At 67.4% G+C, this 16,973-nt stretch carries 10 protein-coding genes and 1 riboswitch; of the genes, 6 read left to right on the top strand and 4 right to left on the bottom strand.

What is annotated here, in order from left to right; translation table 11 throughout:
- Nucleotides 1–101: 101 nt before the first annotated feature.
- Complete coding sequence (locus ACFXJL_RS05600) at nt 102–536, top strand: SsgA family sporulation/cell division regulator (RefSeq protein WP_329021185.1); 435 nt, start codon at nt 102–104, stop codon at nt 534–536.
- Between the two features lie 159 nt (nt 537–695).
- Here ACFXJL_RS05600 and ACFXJL_RS05595 read toward each other — a convergent pair whose 3' ends face one another.
- Nucleotides 696–2,414: a YibE/F family protein gene (locus tag ACFXJL_RS05595; RefSeq protein WP_384689487.1), complete on the bottom strand. Its 1,719-nt coding sequence runs from the start codon at nt 2,412–2,414 to the stop codon at nt 696–698.
- Between the two features lie 224 nt (nt 2,415–2,638).
- A riboswitch (TPP riboswitch) is annotated at nt 2,639–2,796 on the top strand.
- On the opposite strand from ACFXJL_RS05595, the gene thiC reads away from it, so the two are divergent.
- Nucleotides 2,789–4,615 carry a phosphomethylpyrimidine synthase ThiC gene (gene thiC, locus ACFXJL_RS05590; protein ID WP_384634111.1) on the top strand — a complete coding sequence of 609 codons (1,827 nt, stop codon included), beginning with the start codon at nt 2,789–2,791 and terminating at the stop codon, nt 4,613–4,615. (Overlaps the previous riboswitch by 8 nt.)
- Nucleotides 4,616–5,039: 424 nt before the next feature.
- Here thiC and ACFXJL_RS05585 read toward each other — a convergent pair whose 3' ends face one another.
- The 3 genes from ACFXJL_RS05585 to ACFXJL_RS05575 all read right to left on the bottom strand — a co-directional run bounded on the left by ACFXJL_RS05585 (nt 5,040) and on the right by ACFXJL_RS05575 (nt 8,626).
- Nucleotides 5,040–5,861, bottom strand: a complete 822-nt coding sequence (locus ACFXJL_RS05585; protein WP_384689484.1) for a hypothetical protein — start codon at nt 5,859–5,861, stop codon at nt 5,040–5,042.
- A 146-nt stretch (nt 5,862–6,007) separates the two neighbouring features.
- Nucleotides 6,008–7,339: a metallophosphoesterase gene (locus ACFXJL_RS05580; RefSeq protein ID WP_384634117.1), complete on the bottom strand. Its 1,332-nt coding sequence runs from the start codon at nt 7,337–7,339 to the stop codon at nt 6,008–6,010.
- A 174-nt stretch (nt 7,340–7,513) separates the two neighbouring features.
- Nucleotides 7,514–8,626, bottom strand: coding sequence for a LacI family DNA-binding transcriptional regulator (locus tag ACFXJL_RS05575; RefSeq protein WP_358877035.1), 1,113 nt, complete (start codon nt 8,624–8,626; stop codon nt 7,514–7,516).
- A 417-nt stretch (nt 8,627–9,043) separates the two neighbouring features.
- Here ACFXJL_RS05575 and hisC point away from each other — a divergent pair, with 417 nt between their 5' ends.
- From hisC to cydD, 4 genes are all read left to right on the top strand, one after another.
- Nucleotides 9,044–10,123, top strand: a complete 1,080-nt coding sequence (gene hisC / locus ACFXJL_RS05570; protein ID WP_358877036.1) for a histidinol-phosphate transaminase — start codon at nt 9,044–9,046, stop codon at nt 10,121–10,123.
- Between the two features lie 574 nt (nt 10,124–10,697).
- A complete protein-coding gene (locus ACFXJL_RS05565; RefSeq protein WP_358877037.1) occupies nt 10,698–12,206 on the top strand; it encodes a cytochrome ubiquinol oxidase subunit I in 1,509 nt (502 codons plus the stop codon).
- 22 nt (nt 12,207–12,228) lie between these two features.
- The gene (gene cydB / locus ACFXJL_RS05560; protein ID WP_384634121.1) at nt 12,229–13,230 is read left to right on the top strand and encodes a cytochrome d ubiquinol oxidase subunit II; all 1,002 of its coding nucleotides are present in this window, start codon (nt 12,229–12,231) and stop codon (nt 13,228–13,230) included.
- 6 nt (nt 13,231–13,236) lie between these two features.
- A complete protein-coding gene (gene cydD / locus ACFXJL_RS05555; RefSeq protein WP_384689479.1) occupies nt 13,237–16,932 on the top strand; it encodes a thiol reductant ABC exporter subunit CydD in 3,696 nt (1,231 codons plus the stop codon).
- Nucleotides 16,933–16,973: the final 41 nt, after the last annotated feature.

Here is a 16,973-nt window from a genome sequence, read left to right as displayed (position 1 = left end):
CTCTAGCGTGTGCAGCACGATTACGGCAAGAGCGCCAGGGGGATCATTCCTGGCCGTTTTCGGCAGGCTTTCAGCGGGTTTCATTCACTGCGGGGTAGACGATGCGCGAGTCGGTCCAGGCCGAGGTCTTGATGAGTTTCCTTGTCTCCGAGGAGCTGTCGTTCCGGATTCCGGTGGAGCTCCGGTATGCGACGGACGATCCGTACGCTCTGCGGATGACCTTCCATCTACCTGGAGACGCGCCTGTGACCTGGGTCTTCAGTCGCGATCTCCTCTTGGACGGGGTGCTGGGGCCCAGCGGTGACGGTGATGTGCACATCGGCCCCACGGGCCCGGAGGAGCTGGCCGACATCGCCATTCGGCTCCAAGTCGGCGCGGACCGGGCCCTGTTCCATGTGCGTACTGCACCGGTCGTGGCCTTCCTCGACCGCACCGACAAGCTGGTGCCGCTGGGGCAGGAACGAACCTTCGGAGACTTCGAAGGGAATCTGGACAAGGCCCTCCAGGAGATCCTGGCCGAGGAGAACGCCGGCTGAGGCCGCGGTCACCTGCGGAGGGCGGCGACGGGGTCCCCCCCGACGCCCCCCAACGCCTCCCCGGACGCCTCCCCCGACGCCTCCTCCACTCCGGAACCGCACAGGCCGGGACCCCGGGGCCAAGCGAGGGCCGAAGGGGCTGCCCACCCCGCTCCGACGCTACTTCTTGCGGCGTCGCCCCTTGCCCCCGCGCGTCAAGACCCCGCCGCTGCCCGGCAGTCCGCCCTCGCTGCGCCGCCCGGTGGGCTCCGCCGTGCCGTCCCCGGCCGTACGGGGAGCACCCAGCCCGCCGGGAGCACCGCTGCCTCTTCCCGCTTCCGCCTCATCACCAGCGGCCGTGCGGTCGGCGGACACCACCAGCGCTGCGAGTGCCGTGGTGACCGGAACGGAGGCCACCAGACCGATCGAGCCGATCAAGGTTCGGACGATCTCCTCCGCCACCAGTTCGCTGTTGGCGACCGTGCCCACACTGCTCTGCGCGATCGAGAAGAGCAGCAGGAGGGGCAGCGCCGCGCCCGCGTAGGCCAGCACCAGCGTGTTGACCACGGAGGCGATGTGGTCGCGTCCGATCCGGATGCCGGCGCGATACAGCGCGCGGGGCCCCATCCGCGGGTCTGCCTGGTGCAACTCCCAGACCGCGGACGTCTGGGTCACCGTGACGTCGTCGAGCACTCCGAGCGAGCCGATGATGACTCCGGCCAGCAGGAGGCCGCTCATATCGATGTTCGGGTACAGCCCGTGGATCAGACCGGTGTTGTCGTCCGTGTTGCCGCTCAGATGCGCCCAGCCGATGTAGAGCGAGCCGAGCAGACCGATCAACAGAAGGGAGATCAGGGTGCCCAGAACGGCGACCGAGGTACGAGCGGTCAGCCCATGGCACAGATAGAGGGCGACCAGCATGATCGCACTGGCCCCGACCACCGCGACGACCAGCGGATTGGACCCGTCCAAGATGGCGGGCAGGATGAACAGGGTCAGTACGGCGAAGGAGATGACCAGCGCGATCAGCGCCATCACCCCACGCATCCGTCCCACGAGCACCACGGCGAGGGCGAAGATTCCGGCGAGCAGGGTCATCGGGAAGCCACGGTTCACGTCGATGACGGCGTACTGGAGGTCGCGCGGGGCGTCGGGAGCGTACGCGACCACCACTTCCTGGCCCTGTTGCAACTGCCGCGATGCGTCGGGCTGGATGACTTCGGTGAAGACGCGCCCCATGTCCTTGCCCGTGGTGAGCTGGACCTTCGCCTTCTTGCACTGGCCCTGCTGGCCGTTGACCGCCTCCCGGCCCTCGGGTGTGCTGGTGTCTCCCGTCGGCGGCACCTGGGCGACGTTCACGTCCTTGCAGTCGACCCGCTGCACGCTCGTCACCTTGCCCTGCTCGGTCTGCCGGTCGAATCCGACGCCGGTGCGTTCATGACCGGGCGCTGAGCCGGGCCAGAGCACGAGGAGCCCCACGACGACCGCGGTGGCGAAAGGAATCAGCACCGCGGCGATCACCTTGCGAAGGTGCCGTGAAACGGGCATGGCGGGGCCATGGCTGTGCGAGTGCGAGTGGGAGTGACCGGACGGGGCGGCAGGAGAGGGACGGCCCGGAGGATGGCCGTGGCCGTGGCCGGACCCGGACCCGGGGCCGTGGCCGGGGTCGGCGGAAGGGACGGGCGTGGAGAACTGCCCAGCGGACTCGTAGCCCCGGGCGTCGTGCGGGACGGGCCGGTCCCGCAACGCCGCGTCCGGAAGGCCGTGGTGGCCCTGCGGGCCGGGGGCGTACGGCGGCTGGCCCGCGCCGTAGCCCTGGGTCGGCGGGTGCTCGGGGACGCTTCCCGAGTCGGCTGCGGGGCCCGCAGGTTGGCCCTGGGGCTCGGACCACACAGGCATCGGCCGCCGGCGCGGCGGAACGGAGTTTGGGGGAGAGTCCGGTGTCTCCTGCGAGCGCTCCAACGACTCCCGTGGCGGACGATGGGACTCCGGAGAGACAGGTCCCCACTGGGGATCGGGCCCTTGCTGGGGGTCGGACGGCGAAGAGGTCACCGACCGATCATCGCAAGAACGGCAGGGGGCCTCTGTTCAGCGCGCCAGAAAGGGCGCTAGCGTGGTGGCACCTTTGCACACGCGGGAGCTCGGAGCACCGGGCTGAGAGGGCGCTGACCTCCGTAGAGCCGACTGGCCTAAGCCAGCACGGCAGTGACGGAAGCCGCTGCGTCGACCGCCGAACCTGTTACCGGGTAATGCCGGCGTAGGGAGTAGGTCTTATGACCGTTCAGGATGCACGCACGTCTGCCGTCGACCAGGTCGGATCCACCGAATCGGGCGACGCCATCGAATCCGCCGCTTCGACCGGACGGAAGCCGGGCTGGCACAAGGGGTACGTCGAGGGCTCGCGTCCCGACCTCCGGGTGCCCGTTCGACAGGTGCACCTCACCAACGGGAAGGACGTGACGCTGTATGACACCTCCGGCCCGTACACCGATCCCGTCGTCGACACCGATGTACGGCGTGGGCTGGCGCCGCTGCGGGAGAACTGGATCATCGCTCGGGGGGACACCGAGGAGTACGCGGGCCGTCCGGCCCGTCCCGAGGACGACGGACTCAAGCACACCTCCCCGCGCGGCGGACTGAGGAATCTCGACGCGGTCTTCCCCGGCCGACCGCGTCAGCCCCGTCGAGGGCGCGACGGACAGCCGGTGACGCAACTGGCGTATGCGCGCCGTGGCGAGATCACTCCTGAGATGGAGTACGTCGCGATCCGCGAGAACGTCTCACCCGAGGTCGTACGGGAGGAGATCGCCGCAGGTCGGGCGGTGCTGCCCGCCAACGTCAACCATCCGGAGATCGAGCCGATGATCATCGGCAAGCGATTTCTGGTGAAGGTCAACGCCAACATCGGCAACTCGGCGGTCACTTCCTCCATCGAGGAGGAGGTGGACAAGATGACCTGGGCGACCCGGTGGGGTGCTGACACGGTCATGGACCTGTCCACCGGACGCAACATTCACACGACCCGTGAGTGGGTGCTGCGCAACTCCCCGGTCCCGATCGGGACGGTTCCGCTCTACCAGGCGCTGGAGAAGGTGGACGGCCGGGCCGAGGAGCTGAACTGGGAGATCTACAAGGACACGGTCATCGAGCAGGCCGAGCAGGGCGTGGACTACATGACCGTCCATGCGGGGGTGCTGTTGCGGTACGTGCCCCTCACCGCGCGCCGCAAGACGGGCATCGTGTCCCGTGGCGGCTCGATCATGGCCGCCTGGTGTCTCGCCCACCACAAGGAATCGTTCCTCTACGAGAACTTCGAGGAACTGTGCGAGATCCTCGCCGCCTATGACGTCACCTACTCGCTCGGTGACGGGCTTCGGCCCGGGTCGATCGCCGACGCCAATGACGAGGCGCAGTTCGCCGAGTTGCACACCCTGGGGGAGCTCAACCGGATCGCCAAGCGGTTGCACGTGCAGACGATGATCGAGGGCCCCGGTCACGTTCCCATGCACAAGATCAAGGAGAACATCGACCTCCAGCAGGAGATCTGCGAGGAGGCCCCCTTCTACACGCTCGGCCCGCTCACCACCGATGTGGCGCCCGCTTACGACCACATCACCTCCGGCATCGGAGCGGCCATGATCGCTTGGTGGGGGACGGCGATGCTCTGTTACGTCACTCCCAAAGAGCACCTGGGGCTCCCCAATCGTGACGATGTGAAGACCGGTGTGATCACTTACAAGATCGCAGCGCACGCCGCCGATCTCGCCAAGGGACATCCGGGTGCCCAGGAATGGGACGATGCGCTCTCCGATGCGCGTTTTGAGTTCCGCTGGGAAGACCAGTTCAATTTGGCGCTCGATCCGGATACCGCAAGGGAGTTCCACGACGAGACGCTGCCGGCGGAACCGGCGAAGACCGCCCATTTCTGTTCCATGTGCGGCCCCAAGTTCTGCTCGATGAAGATCAGTCGCAGCATCAATGAGCAGTTCGGTGGCGATCAAGCGCAAAAGTCCGACGAGGAGGTCTCGGCGGGCATGCTCCAGAAGTCGAAGGAGTTCGCGGCCAGCGGCAATCGGGTCTATCTGCCCATGGCCGACTGATCGGGCAGCGGGCTGACTTCCTCCCGTGCCGAGTCACGTCGGTACGGGGGCCTGGGGTCGGCCCGCTCGGGGTCGGGCGAATCGCCGGTGAGGCGCTCCATGGGGCCGCGGGTGGACAAGGCCCCCGCAGGGTGGCGGGGTCTCGATGTCGGGGCACCTCGGCGCGGGCCCGATGGGGCATTCGCCGTACCGCACTCATGTTGTCCCGCACTCATGTTGTCCCGCACTCATGTTGTCCCGCACCCACGTTGTCCCGCACTCACGTTGTCCGGCACTTCACACCCGGACTCACGCTTCCTGCGCGCACCGCGTTCATCCGCCGGGCCCGAATCGTCTCCACGGCGCCGGCGTTCGGCCGGACCGTGGAGACGACGGGTCCCGCGTCCGATGGTCGGCATCCCGCACGGACCATCGGACGGGATGGTCAGTCCGGCTGGTGCTCCGGACCGCCGAAATCAGGGCTGGAGAAGTCAGGGCTGGTGAAGGTGGGGCGCTGCCCCTTGGTCGCGCCTTTGCTGGGACTGGAGTAGTCCGGTCCGCTGTATCCCACCTTGGGGATACGGCCCAGAGGGCGCGGCGGAGCGGTGGCGGCGGGGTCGACGCTCGGGTCGTTCAGGGCCGCCTGGAGGAAGGGCAGGATGCCGCGCTCCACCAGGGCGTGTCGCCAGGCGTCCTTGGCACGGGCCACCTCGTCGGGCAACTCGTCCGGTGTCTCCACCGCGTGCACCTGTGTTGCCCCGTTGCGCAGGGCGGTCACCAGCAGTCCGATGCCCGCGGCCAGGGTGGCGACGGCGGCGAGCGCACCGAAGAACCAGCCGGCGGACACCAGCGAGCGGGCGATGGTGGGAACGGGCTCCAGCATTCTGAGGCTGTAGCCGATCAACAGGAAGATCACTGCTGCCGTGCCGGCGAGCACTGGCGCCAGGGCGCCGATCACGGCTGCGAGTCCCGCCCCCCGCTCGGCCGGCCCGTCCGGTGCCTGTACGGAATCATGGGTGACCGCCGACGCTGCGGATGCGCGGGTTTCCTCGCGGATCTTCACATAGTGCTCGTACTCGGCTGCGGCGGCGCCAGTGATCGACGCCGTCGCGTTCAAGGCCATCGTGCGTAGTTGTGCTGCATTCAGTCGCTGCCCTATGGCAGCGAGATCAGGTCGGTCCGGCGCATTGCGCAGTGCCTCTTCGAGGACCCGCTCATATTCGGCGCGGTCCTCGTTCAGCAGGTGCGGAGCGCTTTTCATCTGCATCCCCCGATGCTCCGTAGGGCCCGAATCGCCCGCTTTTGACGGACGGTTGGGCGGAAACGGAGGAGAGCCTGCTACGGATATGCAGATGGTAGAGCGGTTACGGCACGGCGTGACAGGGGGTTTCCATAAATCGGGGTCGTGCTTTGCTAATCAGGCAGGGGAAGTTGGACGACCAGTAGCTTTCCGGCCATGGTGACTCCGCCGTCCATGGCGATGGCGAGCCCGTCCGCGTACACATGGGGTCCATCGATGACCGTGCGTTCGGTCTCTTCCCCGTCCTCGTTCCCGACCTCGCCCAGCAGATAGGGAATAGGGCTGTGACCGTGCACGATGCGCTGGCCGCCGTAGGCCGCGAGCAGGTCTCGGACGGCTTGGGCGCCTCCCTCGTCGCGGAAGGCGAACCGCTTGGTGAGCTTGCGGAAGAGGTCCCAGCACTCGTCGGCGTCATTGCGGGTGAGGATCTCGTGAACGGCTTCGTTGACGTCCTCGATGGTGGAGCCGTAGTCGAGGTAGGCCGTGGTGTCCGAGTGCATCAGCAGATGCCGGTCCTCTTCGACCACGGCGTCGAGCCGGGCCATCCACTGCACATGGACGTCCTGGAGCCGGTCCATGTCGGCCTTCTGCCCGCCGTTGAGCAGCCAAGCGGCCTGGAAGGTGGCGGTGCCCGCGCCCGAGTTGACCGGGGTGTCGCCGAAGCGTTTGGCGCCCAGCAGGAGCAGTTCGTGGTTGCCCATCAGGGCCTTGCAGTAGCCGCCGGCCGCTGCGGCCTCGGCGGAGAGCCGCATCACCAGGTCGATGACGCCGATGCCGTCGGGACCGCGGTCGGTGAAGTCGCCGAGGAACCAGAGACGGGCGTTGCCCGCGGCCCAGCCCCCGTCGCCGTCGATCAGCCCTTGGGCGGTGAGCGCGTCGATCAGTTCGTCCAGGTATCCATGGACATCGCCGACGACGTAGAGCGGGCCAAGGCCGTCGGAGGTGGCCGCGGCGCCCGAGGTGGTCGGCATCTGGAGCGTGTCGTTCTCGGTGCTGCGCCGGATCACCGGCAGGTCGCGCTCGGTGGGGGTGTAGCCCTCGGGCACTTCGTCCTCGGGAATGGCATTCCCGGGGTGCGTGTCGTGCGGGGGCAGACGGCTCGGCTGTTGGTGCAGGGGCTCCGGTGTGGACGGCTGCGGTGGGACGGGAGCCGGGTGCGGCGAAGGGGACTGCTCCGAGGCCGTGGACCCCTGGGGCATCGGTGACATGGGGTAACTCTGTGGTGCGTGGGGTGTTTCATGCTCTCGGGACACCTCAGGAACCTGGGCAGCCTGCTGTGCCTCCATCTGCGGTGCGGATTCTGAGGCCGTGGGCTGGGGAGCCGACGGGGGCTCCTGCTCCTCGGCCAGCTGCGACTGTACGGGCACCTGTGCATACGGTGGTACGCGGAAATCACGCAATGTCGCCGTCCGCACCACGGGTCCCTGACCGGCCCCCTGAGTCATCGACCCCTCCACCACCGTCGCGCCGCAGTTCACCTCTCGGCCCAGCCTGGTCAGGGTGGTCCGCGGTGTCGTGCGCCCATCATAGGAATGAGGTCCGCGCTCTGTGACGCACCAGGGGTGGTGAATCCGTCCCCACCCCTGACACGACGGTTGTTTCGTCCTGATTGAGGAGTTCTATTCCGAAGAAGGCGAGCGGGGGGCACTCACCGTCGTCCGGGGGGAGCGGCGCTGCGAGGAGGTCCGAACGATCAGTTCGGTCGGTATTACCTGCTCGACCGGTCGGTCCTCGTTGATTCCCTCGATGGCGTCGATGAGTAGTTGGACGACTGCTGTGCCGATTCTGCGCGGCTTGAGCGAGAGGGTGGTGATGGGTGGTTCGGTGGTGGCGTAGACGGTTGACTCGCTGCAACAGACGAGAAGAAGATCTTCGGGTACCCGTAGTCCGTAGCGACGGGCGGCGGCGAGCAGATCGGTGCCGTTGGGGTCGAAGAGCCCGTACACGGCGTCGGGGCGGTCCGGTCGGGCGAGCAGCCGATCGGCTGCGACGGCTCCGGCACACGGATCGTGTGCCGGGTAGGACTCGTAGACGGGATCCTGGCCCACCCGTTCGCACCAGTTCAGGTACGCGGTCGTGGATAGGCGCGTGTACGTATCCGTGGTGGTGCCGGTCAGAAGTCCGATCCGGCGGGCGCCTGCGTCCGCCAGATGGTCGAGTAGGTCGAGTACGGCGGCTTCATGGTCGTTGTCCACCCAGGCGGTGACGGGCAACGTACCCGCCGGGCGTCCGTCCGAGACGACGGGCAGGCCCTGGCGGACCAGCTCGGTCACGACGGGATCGTGGTCCGATGGATCGATGACGACGGTGCCGTCGAGGGCGACGTTCGACCAGACGTCGTGACGAGAGGTGGCGGGGAGGATCACCAAGGCGTATCCGCGGGCCAGAGCCGCCGAAGTGGCGGCTCTCGCCATCTCGGCGAAGTACGCGAACTCGGTGAAGGTGAAAGGTTCATCCCCGTACGTCGTCACCGTCAGGCCGATGAGCCCCGACTTTCCGGTGCGTAGAGTGCGGGCCGCTGCCGATGGGCGATAACCCAGTCGGTCGGCGACCTCTCGGACATGTCTGCGGGTGGCGTCCGGTAGTCGCCCTTTTCCGTTGAGCGCATCCGAGACAGTCGTGATGGAGACACCGGCTGCGGCGGCGACGTCTCGGATGCCCGCCCGACCTTGCCGGCTCCCCCGGCGGGATGTGTCCGTCCGGCTCACCTGGTGCTTCCCTGCTGCTGTCATGGCGACCCGATAGTAGGGCTCGCGTGGGCGGTTGGACTGGTCGCATATTCAGTCGTTGACAGGCACGTTTATGCATGATCATAACGCATCAACTACCTTGAAATGTAAGGAAGTTACACGTTGTGCCTACGCCGTTTCGGGTGTCTTACGCTATTGACCTAGCGGGTGGTCGATGTTTCGAAGAGGTCTCAACTCACCTCTACGGGGGATGCGCGCCACGGAGTGAGCCACCGGCGTACGCCATGGAAGCGAGCGCTCCCCCCATTTCCGTACTCCGCCCATACGCTCCGGGCCGGAATCCTCATAGGGTGAGGAGCATTGGTTCCGGAGTATCCGAAATGCTGGTTCCGGAGTGTGGTCGCCGCGGTGACGGAAGGGCTGTTGCCCGCGGTGACGGACGGTCGAGGAGGACCTGCGGTGAGCGAGACGAGTCCCAAGCTGCGCGCCGAGCTGGACGGCATTCCCACCTACAAGCCCGGCAAGCCCGCCGCGGCCGGCGGCCCGGCCGCCTACAAGCTGTCGTCCAATGAGAACCCCTATCCGCCACTGCCGGGAGTGATGGAGACGGCGATCGCCGCGGCGCAGGGCTTCAACCGCTACCCCGACATGGCCTGTACCGGTCTGATGAACGAGTTGGCGGACCGTTTCGCCGTGCCACTGGAGCATCTGGCGACCGGTACGGGCTCGGTCGGCGTCGCTCAGTCGCTGGTGCAGTCGACCTCGGGCCCGGGTGACGAGGTCATGTACGCGTGGCGATCCTTCGAGGCTTATCCGATCATCACCCAGATCAGCGGTGCGAAGTCGGTGCAGGTGCCGCTGACCTCGGGCGATGTGCACGATCTGGATGCGATGGCCGATGCCGTCACCGAACGGACCAGGCTCATCTTCGTCTGCAACCCCAACAATCCGACCGGTACGGTCGTCCGCCGCGCGGAGCTGGAGCGGTTCTTGGACCGTGTGCCGACCGATGTGCTGGTGGTGCTGGACGAGGCGTACCGGGAATTCATCCGCGACGCCGATGTGCCCGACGGCATCGAGATCTACCGGGACCGCCCCAACGTGGCGGTGCTCCGGACGTTCTCCAAGGCGTACGGGCTGGCCGGGCTGCGCGTGGGGTTCGCCATCGCACATGAGCCGGTGGCCGCGGCGCTGCGGAAGACGGCGGTCCCCTTCGGCGTGAGCCAGTTGGCGCAGGACGCGGCCGTGGCGTCCCTGCGGGCCGAGGACGAGTTGCTCGGCCGGGTCGGCTCGCTGGTCTCGGAGCGTGCTCGGGTCCATGAGGCGCTGGTGGGGCAGGGGTGGACCGTTCCCGAGACCCAGGCGAACTTCGTGTGGTTGCGTCTGGGGGATCGGACGCTCGACTTCGCCGCCGCGTGCGAGAAGGCCGGAGTGGTCGTGCGGCCGTTCGCGGGGGAGGGCACCCGCATCACCATTGGCGAATGCGAGGCCAATGACCTGCTGCTGCGGACCGCCGAGGAGTTCCGTAAGACTCTTTAGGGCCCGCTGCGGCCGGTGGTCGTACGCCGGGAGGGCGCTCGGTCTCGCGTGCCCCCGGTGTTGACTCCGCCGCTGCCCCCTCGATCGTGCTGCCCCGGACCGGTTCTCGGTCCGGGGCAGTTCTGCGTCCGCAGCGTCCAGAGAAATGCCCCGGCTAGTACCTCCGGTCGTGGCCCCGGACGGCCCCGCTGTGAGGTTGGAGACATCGTCGACCCCTCCCTGAGGCGTTATCGGCCGATTTGCCAGGTTGAGGATGGGGCTCAGCTGCTGGTGGCACCCTGCGTGCACTTGCCCCGGGTCCACCTTGGGCCCCATCGACCCCTCCCGTAGTCGGTGCGTATGCCCCCTCCTGAGCCGTTCGGCCCAGGCGCCCCAAGGGCTCCATTGGGGCGTCCGTAGGGCGACCCGGCCGGATTGTCGGGAAGAGGACCCCCGGCCATTGGTGCGGTTTTCGTATGAGTCATAATCCTTGTGAATGTGAACGCGTTCACAAGCGTGTCCTGTTCATCCCGCGATAGCTGGGATTAATCGGGCAAACTGCCGCACGACCTCGTCGATGTAAGGAGATGACGACGTGGACTTGGCTCTGGCGCCGGAGACGTTGGCGCGATGGCAGTTCGGCATCACCACCGTCTACCACTTTCTCTTCGTTCCCCTGACGATCTCCCTCGCCGCCCTCACGGCGGGCCTCCAGACCGCCTGGGTACGGACGGAGAACGAGAAGTACCTCAAGGCCACGAAGTTCTGGGGGAAGCTCTTCCTGATCAACATCGCCATGGGTGTCGTCACCGGCATCGTGCAGGAGTTCCAGTTCGGTATGAACTGGTCGGACTACTCCCGCTTCGTCGGCGATATCTTCGGCGCCCCGCTCGCCTTCGAAGCGCTGATCGCGTTCTTCTTCGAGTCCACCTTCATCGGGCTGTGGATCTTCGGCTGGGACAAGCTCCCGAAGAGGATCCATCTGGCCTGCATCTGGATGGTCTCCATCGGCACCATCCTGTCCGCGTACTTCATCCTGGCCGCCAACTCCTGGATGCAGCACCCGGTCGGGTACCGCATCAACGAGGAGCGGGGACGGGCCGAGCTGACCGACTTCTGGCGTGTGCTCAGCCAGGACACCGCCCTCGCCCAGTTCTTCCACACCATCACGGCGGCCTTCGTGGTCGGCGGTGCGTTCATGGTCGGCATCGCCGCCTACCACCTGGCACGCAAGAAGCACATCCCCGTGATGCGGACCTCGCTGCGCCTGGGACTGGTCACCCTGATCATCGCCGGTGTCTTCACCGCGATCAGCGGCGATGTCCTCGGCAAGGTCATGTTCCGGCAGCAGCCGATGAAGATGGCGGCGGCCGAGGCCCTGTGGGAGGGGGAGGCCCCTGCGCCCTTCTCGATCTTCGCCTACGGCGATGTGGACGAAGGTCACAACAAGGTCGCCATAGAGATCCCCGGGCTGCTGTCGTTCCTCGCCAACGGCGACTTCGACTCGTACGTCCCCGGTATCAACGATGTGAACAAGGCGGAGCAGGAGAAGTTCGGGCCCGGCGACTACCGGCCCAACATCCCCATCGCGTACTGGGGATTCCGCTGGATGATCGGCTTCGGCATGGCGTCCGTCACCGTCGGACTGCTGGGGCTCTGGCTCACCCGCAAGCGGTTCCTGCTCCCCGAAGCGCTGCGGACCGGCGAGGAGGAGGTGCCGAACCTGGTGCTCTTCCGCAAGAAGCCGCTGGGTGCCCGATTCAGCAACTGGTACTGGAAGATCGCGCTCTGGACCATGACCTTCCCGCTGATCGCCACGTCCTGGGGCTGGATCTTCACTGAGATGGGACGTCAGCCCTGGGTCGTGTACGGAGTCCTGCGGACCAAGGACGCGGTCTCCCCCGGAGTGTCCCAGGGTGAGGTCCTCACCTCCATGATCGGCTTCACCCTGCTCTACGCGATCCTCGCCGTCATCGAGGTCAAGCTGTTGGTCAAGTACATCAAGCTCGGGCCGCCCGAGCTGACCGAGGCCGACCTCAACCCGCCCACCAAGATCGGCGGCGATGACCGTGACGCCGATCGTCCGATGGCCTTCTCGTACTGAGGCCCTGAGGAGCTGCTGAGGCATGGAACTCCACGACGTCTGGTTCGTCCTGATCGCCGTCCTTTGGATCGGATACTTCTTCCTCGAAGGGTTCGATTTCGGGGTCGGGGTCCTCACCAAACTGCTGGCCCGTGATCGACGCGAGCGGCGGGTGCTGATCAACACCATCGGCCCCGTCTGGGACGGCAACGAGGTCTGGCTGCTGTCCGCGGGTGGTGCGACCTTCGCCGCCTTCCCGGAGTGGTACGCCACCCTCTTCTCCGGCTTCTACCTACCGCTGTTGATCATCCTGGTCTGTCTGATCGTGCGCGGAGTGTCCTTCGAGTACCGGCACAAGCGCCCGGAGGACCGTTGGCAGACCAACTGGGAACACGCCATCTTCTGGACCTCCCTGATCCCGGCCTTCCTCTGGGGCGTCGCCTTCGGCAACATCGTGCGGGGCGTCAAGATCGACGCCGAGATGGAGTACGTGGGCAACTTCTTCGATCTGCTCAACCCGTACTCGCTGCTCGGCGGGCTGGTGACCCTCTCCCTCTTCACCTTCCATGGGGCGGTCTTCGTCGCACTGAAGACGGTCGGGGACATCAGGACCAGGGCGCGCGCCCTCGCCCTGAAGCTGGGTCTGGCCACCGCCGTACTGGCACTCGGGTTCCTGATCTGGACCCAGCTGAACCACGGTGACGGTACGAGCCTGGTGGCGATGGTCATTGCGGTGGTGGCGCTGGTAGTGGCCATCGCGGCGAACCAAAGGGGTCGCGAGGGCTGGTCGTTCGCCTTCTCGGGGGTGACGATCATCGCCGCGGTGGCGATGTTGTTCCTGACGCTGTTCCCGAACGTCATGCCCTCCACGCTGAACGACGCCTGGAGCCTGACGGTCACCAACGCTTCCTCAACCCCCTACACCCTCAAGATCATGACCTGGTGTGCGGGTATCGCCACCCCGGTCGTCCTGCTCTACCAGGGCTGGACGTACTGGGTGTTCCGCAAGCGCATTGGTACGCAGCACATCGCCGATGCCCACTAGTGGGGGATGTTTCACGTGAAACCGATCGATCCGCGCCTGCTCCGATACGCCCGAGCCACCCGGCTCTTCCTTCTCGCAGTCGTACTGCTGGGACTCGTCGGGGCGGCGCTGGTCGTCGCCCAGGCGATGCTCATCGCCGAAGTGGTGGTCGGAGCCTTCCAACAGGGGCTTTCAGTCTCCGATCTGACGACACCGCTGCTACTTCTGGCGGCGGTCGCGGTCGGTCGGGCGCTTGTCTCCTGGTTGACGGAACTCGCTGCCCACCGGGCCAGTGCAGCCGTGAAATCGGAGCTGCGGGGTCGACTGCTGGCCCGGGCCGTGGAACTCGGCCCGGGCTGGCTCAGCCACCAACGCACGGGATCGCTGGCCGCCCTCGCCACCCGTGGGGTTGATGCGCTGGACGACTACTTCTCTCGCTACCTCCCGCAGTTGGGGCTCGCGGTCGTGGTCCCCCTCGCGGTACTGGCGAGGATCGTCACCGAGGACTGGGTTTCCGCCGCCATCATCGTGGTGACCCTGCCGCTGATCCCGCTCTTCATGGTGCTGATCGGGATGGCGACCCAGACGCGGATGGATCGCCAGTGGCGGTTGCTGTCCCGGCTGTCGGGCCACTTCCTCGACGTGGTCGCCGGGCTGCCCACCCTCAAGGTCTTCGGTCGGGCCAAGGCCCAGGCCGAGTCCATCCGCACCATCACTTCCGAGTACCGCCGGGCCACCGTACGGACCCTGCGGATCGCGTTCATCTCCTCCTTCGCCCTGGAACTGCTCGCCACCCTGTCGGTGGCCCTCGTTGCCGTCACCATCGGCATGCGGTTGGTCCACGGCGACATGGACCTCTACACCGGACTGGTCATCCTGGTCCTGGCTCCCGAGGCATATCTGCCGATCCGCATGGTGGGGACGCAGTACCACGCGGCTGCCGAAGGGCTCTCGGCCGCCGAGGAGATCTTCGAGGTCCTCGAAACTGACCCCGCACGGTCCGCGAAGAACGGCACACGGAAGGTGCCCGCCCAGACCCTGCGGGCAGCGCTCGGACCCGATGAGGCGATCGCGGGCAGCCCAGCAGGGCAAGTGTCGATGGCTTCGGGCGGTGCGCGGTTCTCGACGGGTCTGGCACCACGGCTGGAACTGGAGGCGGTGACCGTACGCCATCCCGGGCGCAGCGAACCATCCCTGGATTCGACCTCACTCGATGTCCACAGTGGCGAGACCGTCGCCATCGTGGGACCGAGCGGCATCGGCAAGTCCACGCTGCTCGATGTGGTGCTCGGGTTCCTGGAGCCGACCGAGGGCCGCGTACGGATCGATGGAACCGATCTCCATGACCTGGATCTCGGCCGTTGGCGCGAGCAGATCGCTTGGGTGCCGCAGAGCCCCTACTTCTTTGCGGGCACGATCGCCGAGAACGTACGGCTCGCCCGTCCGGACGCCGATGACCGTGCCGTGCGGGACGCCCTGAGGGACGCGGGCGCGGATGGTTTTGTGACCGCGCTGCCCCAGGGGATCGAGACGACCTTGGGCGAGGACGGGGCCGGACTTTCGGCTGGTCAACGTCAGCGGCTCGCCCTTGCCAGGGCGTTTCTCGCGGACAGGCCCCTGCTACTGCTCGACGAGCCCACCGCGGCGCTCGACGGGGAGACGGAAGCCGCCGTCGTCGATGCGGTGAGGAGGCTGTCGACCGGCCGGACCGTGCTCCTCGTGGTGCACCGACCGGCCCTGCTCGCCGTGGCGGACCGGGTGGTCACCCTGACGCGCAGTGCAGAGCCCGCCGTGGAGTGCCGTCGACCGGCGGTGACGAACGCCCGCGACACCCAGCCGACCAGTACCAGTACCAGGACCGTGATCGGGGTCACCGACTGGGAAGCACTCGGAGCATCGGCGGCCGACGACGGATATCGGCTCGCCGAGAGCGCTGGTCCCGGAGCCTCCGTCCTCACCCGGGTACGGCAGGCCGCCGGACGGCAGCGCGGGCGCTTCGGCCTCGCCCTGTTGCTGGGCAGTCTCGCCCTGGGCTCGGCCGTGGGGCTCATGGCCGTCTCCGGGTGGCTCATCTCGCGGGCGTCCGAACAGCCTCCCGTGCTCTATCTGATGATGGCGGTGACGGCGACCCGTGCCTTCGGTATCGGTCGGGCCGTCTTCCGGTACGCCGAGCGGCTCATCTCGCACGACGCGGTCCTGCGCATGCTCGCCGAGCTGCGGATCTCGGTCTATCGAAGGCTGGAGTCGATCGCTCCGGCCGGACTGCGGCGCAGCCGTCGCGGTGATCTCCTGTCCCGTCTTGTCACGGATGTGGATGCCCTCCAGGACTACTGGCTCCGCTGGCTGCTGCCCGCCGGTTCCGCGGTCCTCGTCTGTGTCGGGTCGGTGGGCTTCACCGCGTGGTTGGTGCCGGAAGCGGGTGCGGCCCTGGCCGTGGGCCTCCTCTTCGCCGGCCTTGCGGTGCCACTTCTCAGCGGACTGATCGCACGGCGGGCGGAACGGCAACTCGCCCCGGTGCGCGGTGCGCTCGCCACCCGAGTGGTCGACCTCCTGCGCGGCACCGCCGAACTGACCGTCGCCGGTGCGGTGGACACCAGGCTCGCCGCGGTCAGGGAGATCGACGGAAAGCTCACTCGGATCGCTTCGCGCGGCGCAGCCGCCACCGCGCTCGGCGGTGGGCTCTCTGCGCTCGCCTGCGGATTGACCGTCGTCGTGGCTGCGATGGCCGGTGTACGGGCGGTCGGGGACGGCACGCTGAGCGGAGTGGCCCTGGCGGTCGTCGTTCTCACTCCGCTCGCCGCGTTCGAAGCGGTGACCGGACTGCCGCTCGCCGTGCAGTACCGACAGCGTGTCAAGCGCAGTGCGGAGCGGGTGTACGAGGTGCTGGACGCCCCCGTACCCGTGGTGGAACCCTCCTCGCCCGTGACCGCGCCGACGACCGCGTTCCCCCTCGAAGTGCGGGGGCTGAAGGCACGGTACGCGGACGGGGACCGCCCGGCGATCGATGGTCTCGACCTGACCCTCACACCGGGCAAGCGGATCGCCGTCGTCGGACCGTCGGGGTCGGGCAAGACCACGCTCGCTCAGCTACTGCTCCGGTTCCTGGACGCCGAGGAGGGGACGTACACCCTCGCCGGTGTCGATGCCGGGACGATCGAAGGGGATGACGTCCGACGGCTGGTGGGGCTGTGTGCGCAGGACGCCCATGTCTTCGACAGCTCGGTGCGCGAGAACCTTCGGCTCGCCCGTACGGACGCCGACGACGATGAACTGCGGCGGGCGCTGGCGCAGGCCCGGCTGCTGGAGTGGGTCGACGGACTGCCCCAGGGACTTGGCACCCTGGTGGGCGAGCACGGGGCGCAGCTCTCCGGAGGTCAGCGCCAGCGCCTGGCGCTGGCGAGGGCGCTGTTGGCCGACTTCCCGGTGCTGGTGCTCGACGAGCCTGCCGAGCACCTCGATCTGGCGACAGCGGACGCGCTGACAGCGGACCTGTTGGCGGCCACCGAGGGACGGACGGCGCGCGGATCGGCGACCGTACTGATCACCCATCGGCTGCGCGGGTTGGAAGAGGTCGACGAGATCATCGTCCTTGCGGAGGGGCGAGTGGTCCAGCGCGGGACCCATGCCGAATTGCTCTCGGTGGACGGGCCGTTGCTGCGGATGTCGGAGCGGGAGCGGGCGGCGGATCGGTTGGGTGCGCAGCTCGCCACGGCCAGTGGCTGATGAGAGCACGGCCCTCCCGGACCCGTTTCCAGGGTCCGGGC

This window comes from Streptomyces sp. NPDC059256 (genome assembly GCF_042753785.1).
Taxonomy (GTDB): domain Bacteria; phylum Actinomycetota; class Actinomycetes; order Streptomycetales; family Streptomycetaceae; genus Streptomyces.
This window is presented reverse-complemented; position numbering and strand designations above follow the sequence as displayed.

What these genes read in the sequence shown, in the direction of transcription:
- thiC (WP_384634111.1), top strand. Translation starts at nt 2,789, where the DNA reads ATGACCGTTCAGGATGCACGCACGTCTGCCGTCGACCAGGTCGGATCC.
- ACFXJL_RS05580 (WP_384634117.1), bottom strand. Translation starts at nt 7,339, where the DNA reads ATGACTCAGGGGGCCGGTCAGGGACCCGTGGTGCGGACGGCGACATTG.
- cydB (WP_384634121.1), top strand. Translation starts at nt 12,229, where the DNA reads ATGGAACTCCACGACGTCTGGTTCGTCCTGATCGCCGTCCTTTGGATC.
- cydD (WP_384689479.1), top strand. Translation starts at nt 13,237, where the DNA reads ATGTTTCACGTGAAACCGATCGATCCGCGCCTGCTCCGATACGCCCGA.
- ACFXJL_RS05575 (WP_358877035.1), bottom strand. Translation starts at nt 8,626, where the DNA reads ATGACAGCAGCAGGGAAGCACCAGGTGAGCCGGACGGACACATCCCGC.
- ACFXJL_RS05595 (WP_384689487.1), bottom strand. Translation starts at nt 2,414, where the DNA reads ATGCCTGTGTGGTCCGAGCCCCAGGGCCAACCTGCGGGCCCCGCAGCC.
- ACFXJL_RS05585 (WP_384689484.1), bottom strand. Translation starts at nt 5,861, where the DNA reads ATGCAGATGAAAAGCGCTCCGCACCTGCTGAACGAGGACCGCGCCGAA.
- ACFXJL_RS05600 (WP_329021185.1), top strand. Translation starts at nt 102, where the DNA reads ATGCGCGAGTCGGTCCAGGCCGAGGTCTTGATGAGTTTCCTTGTCTCC.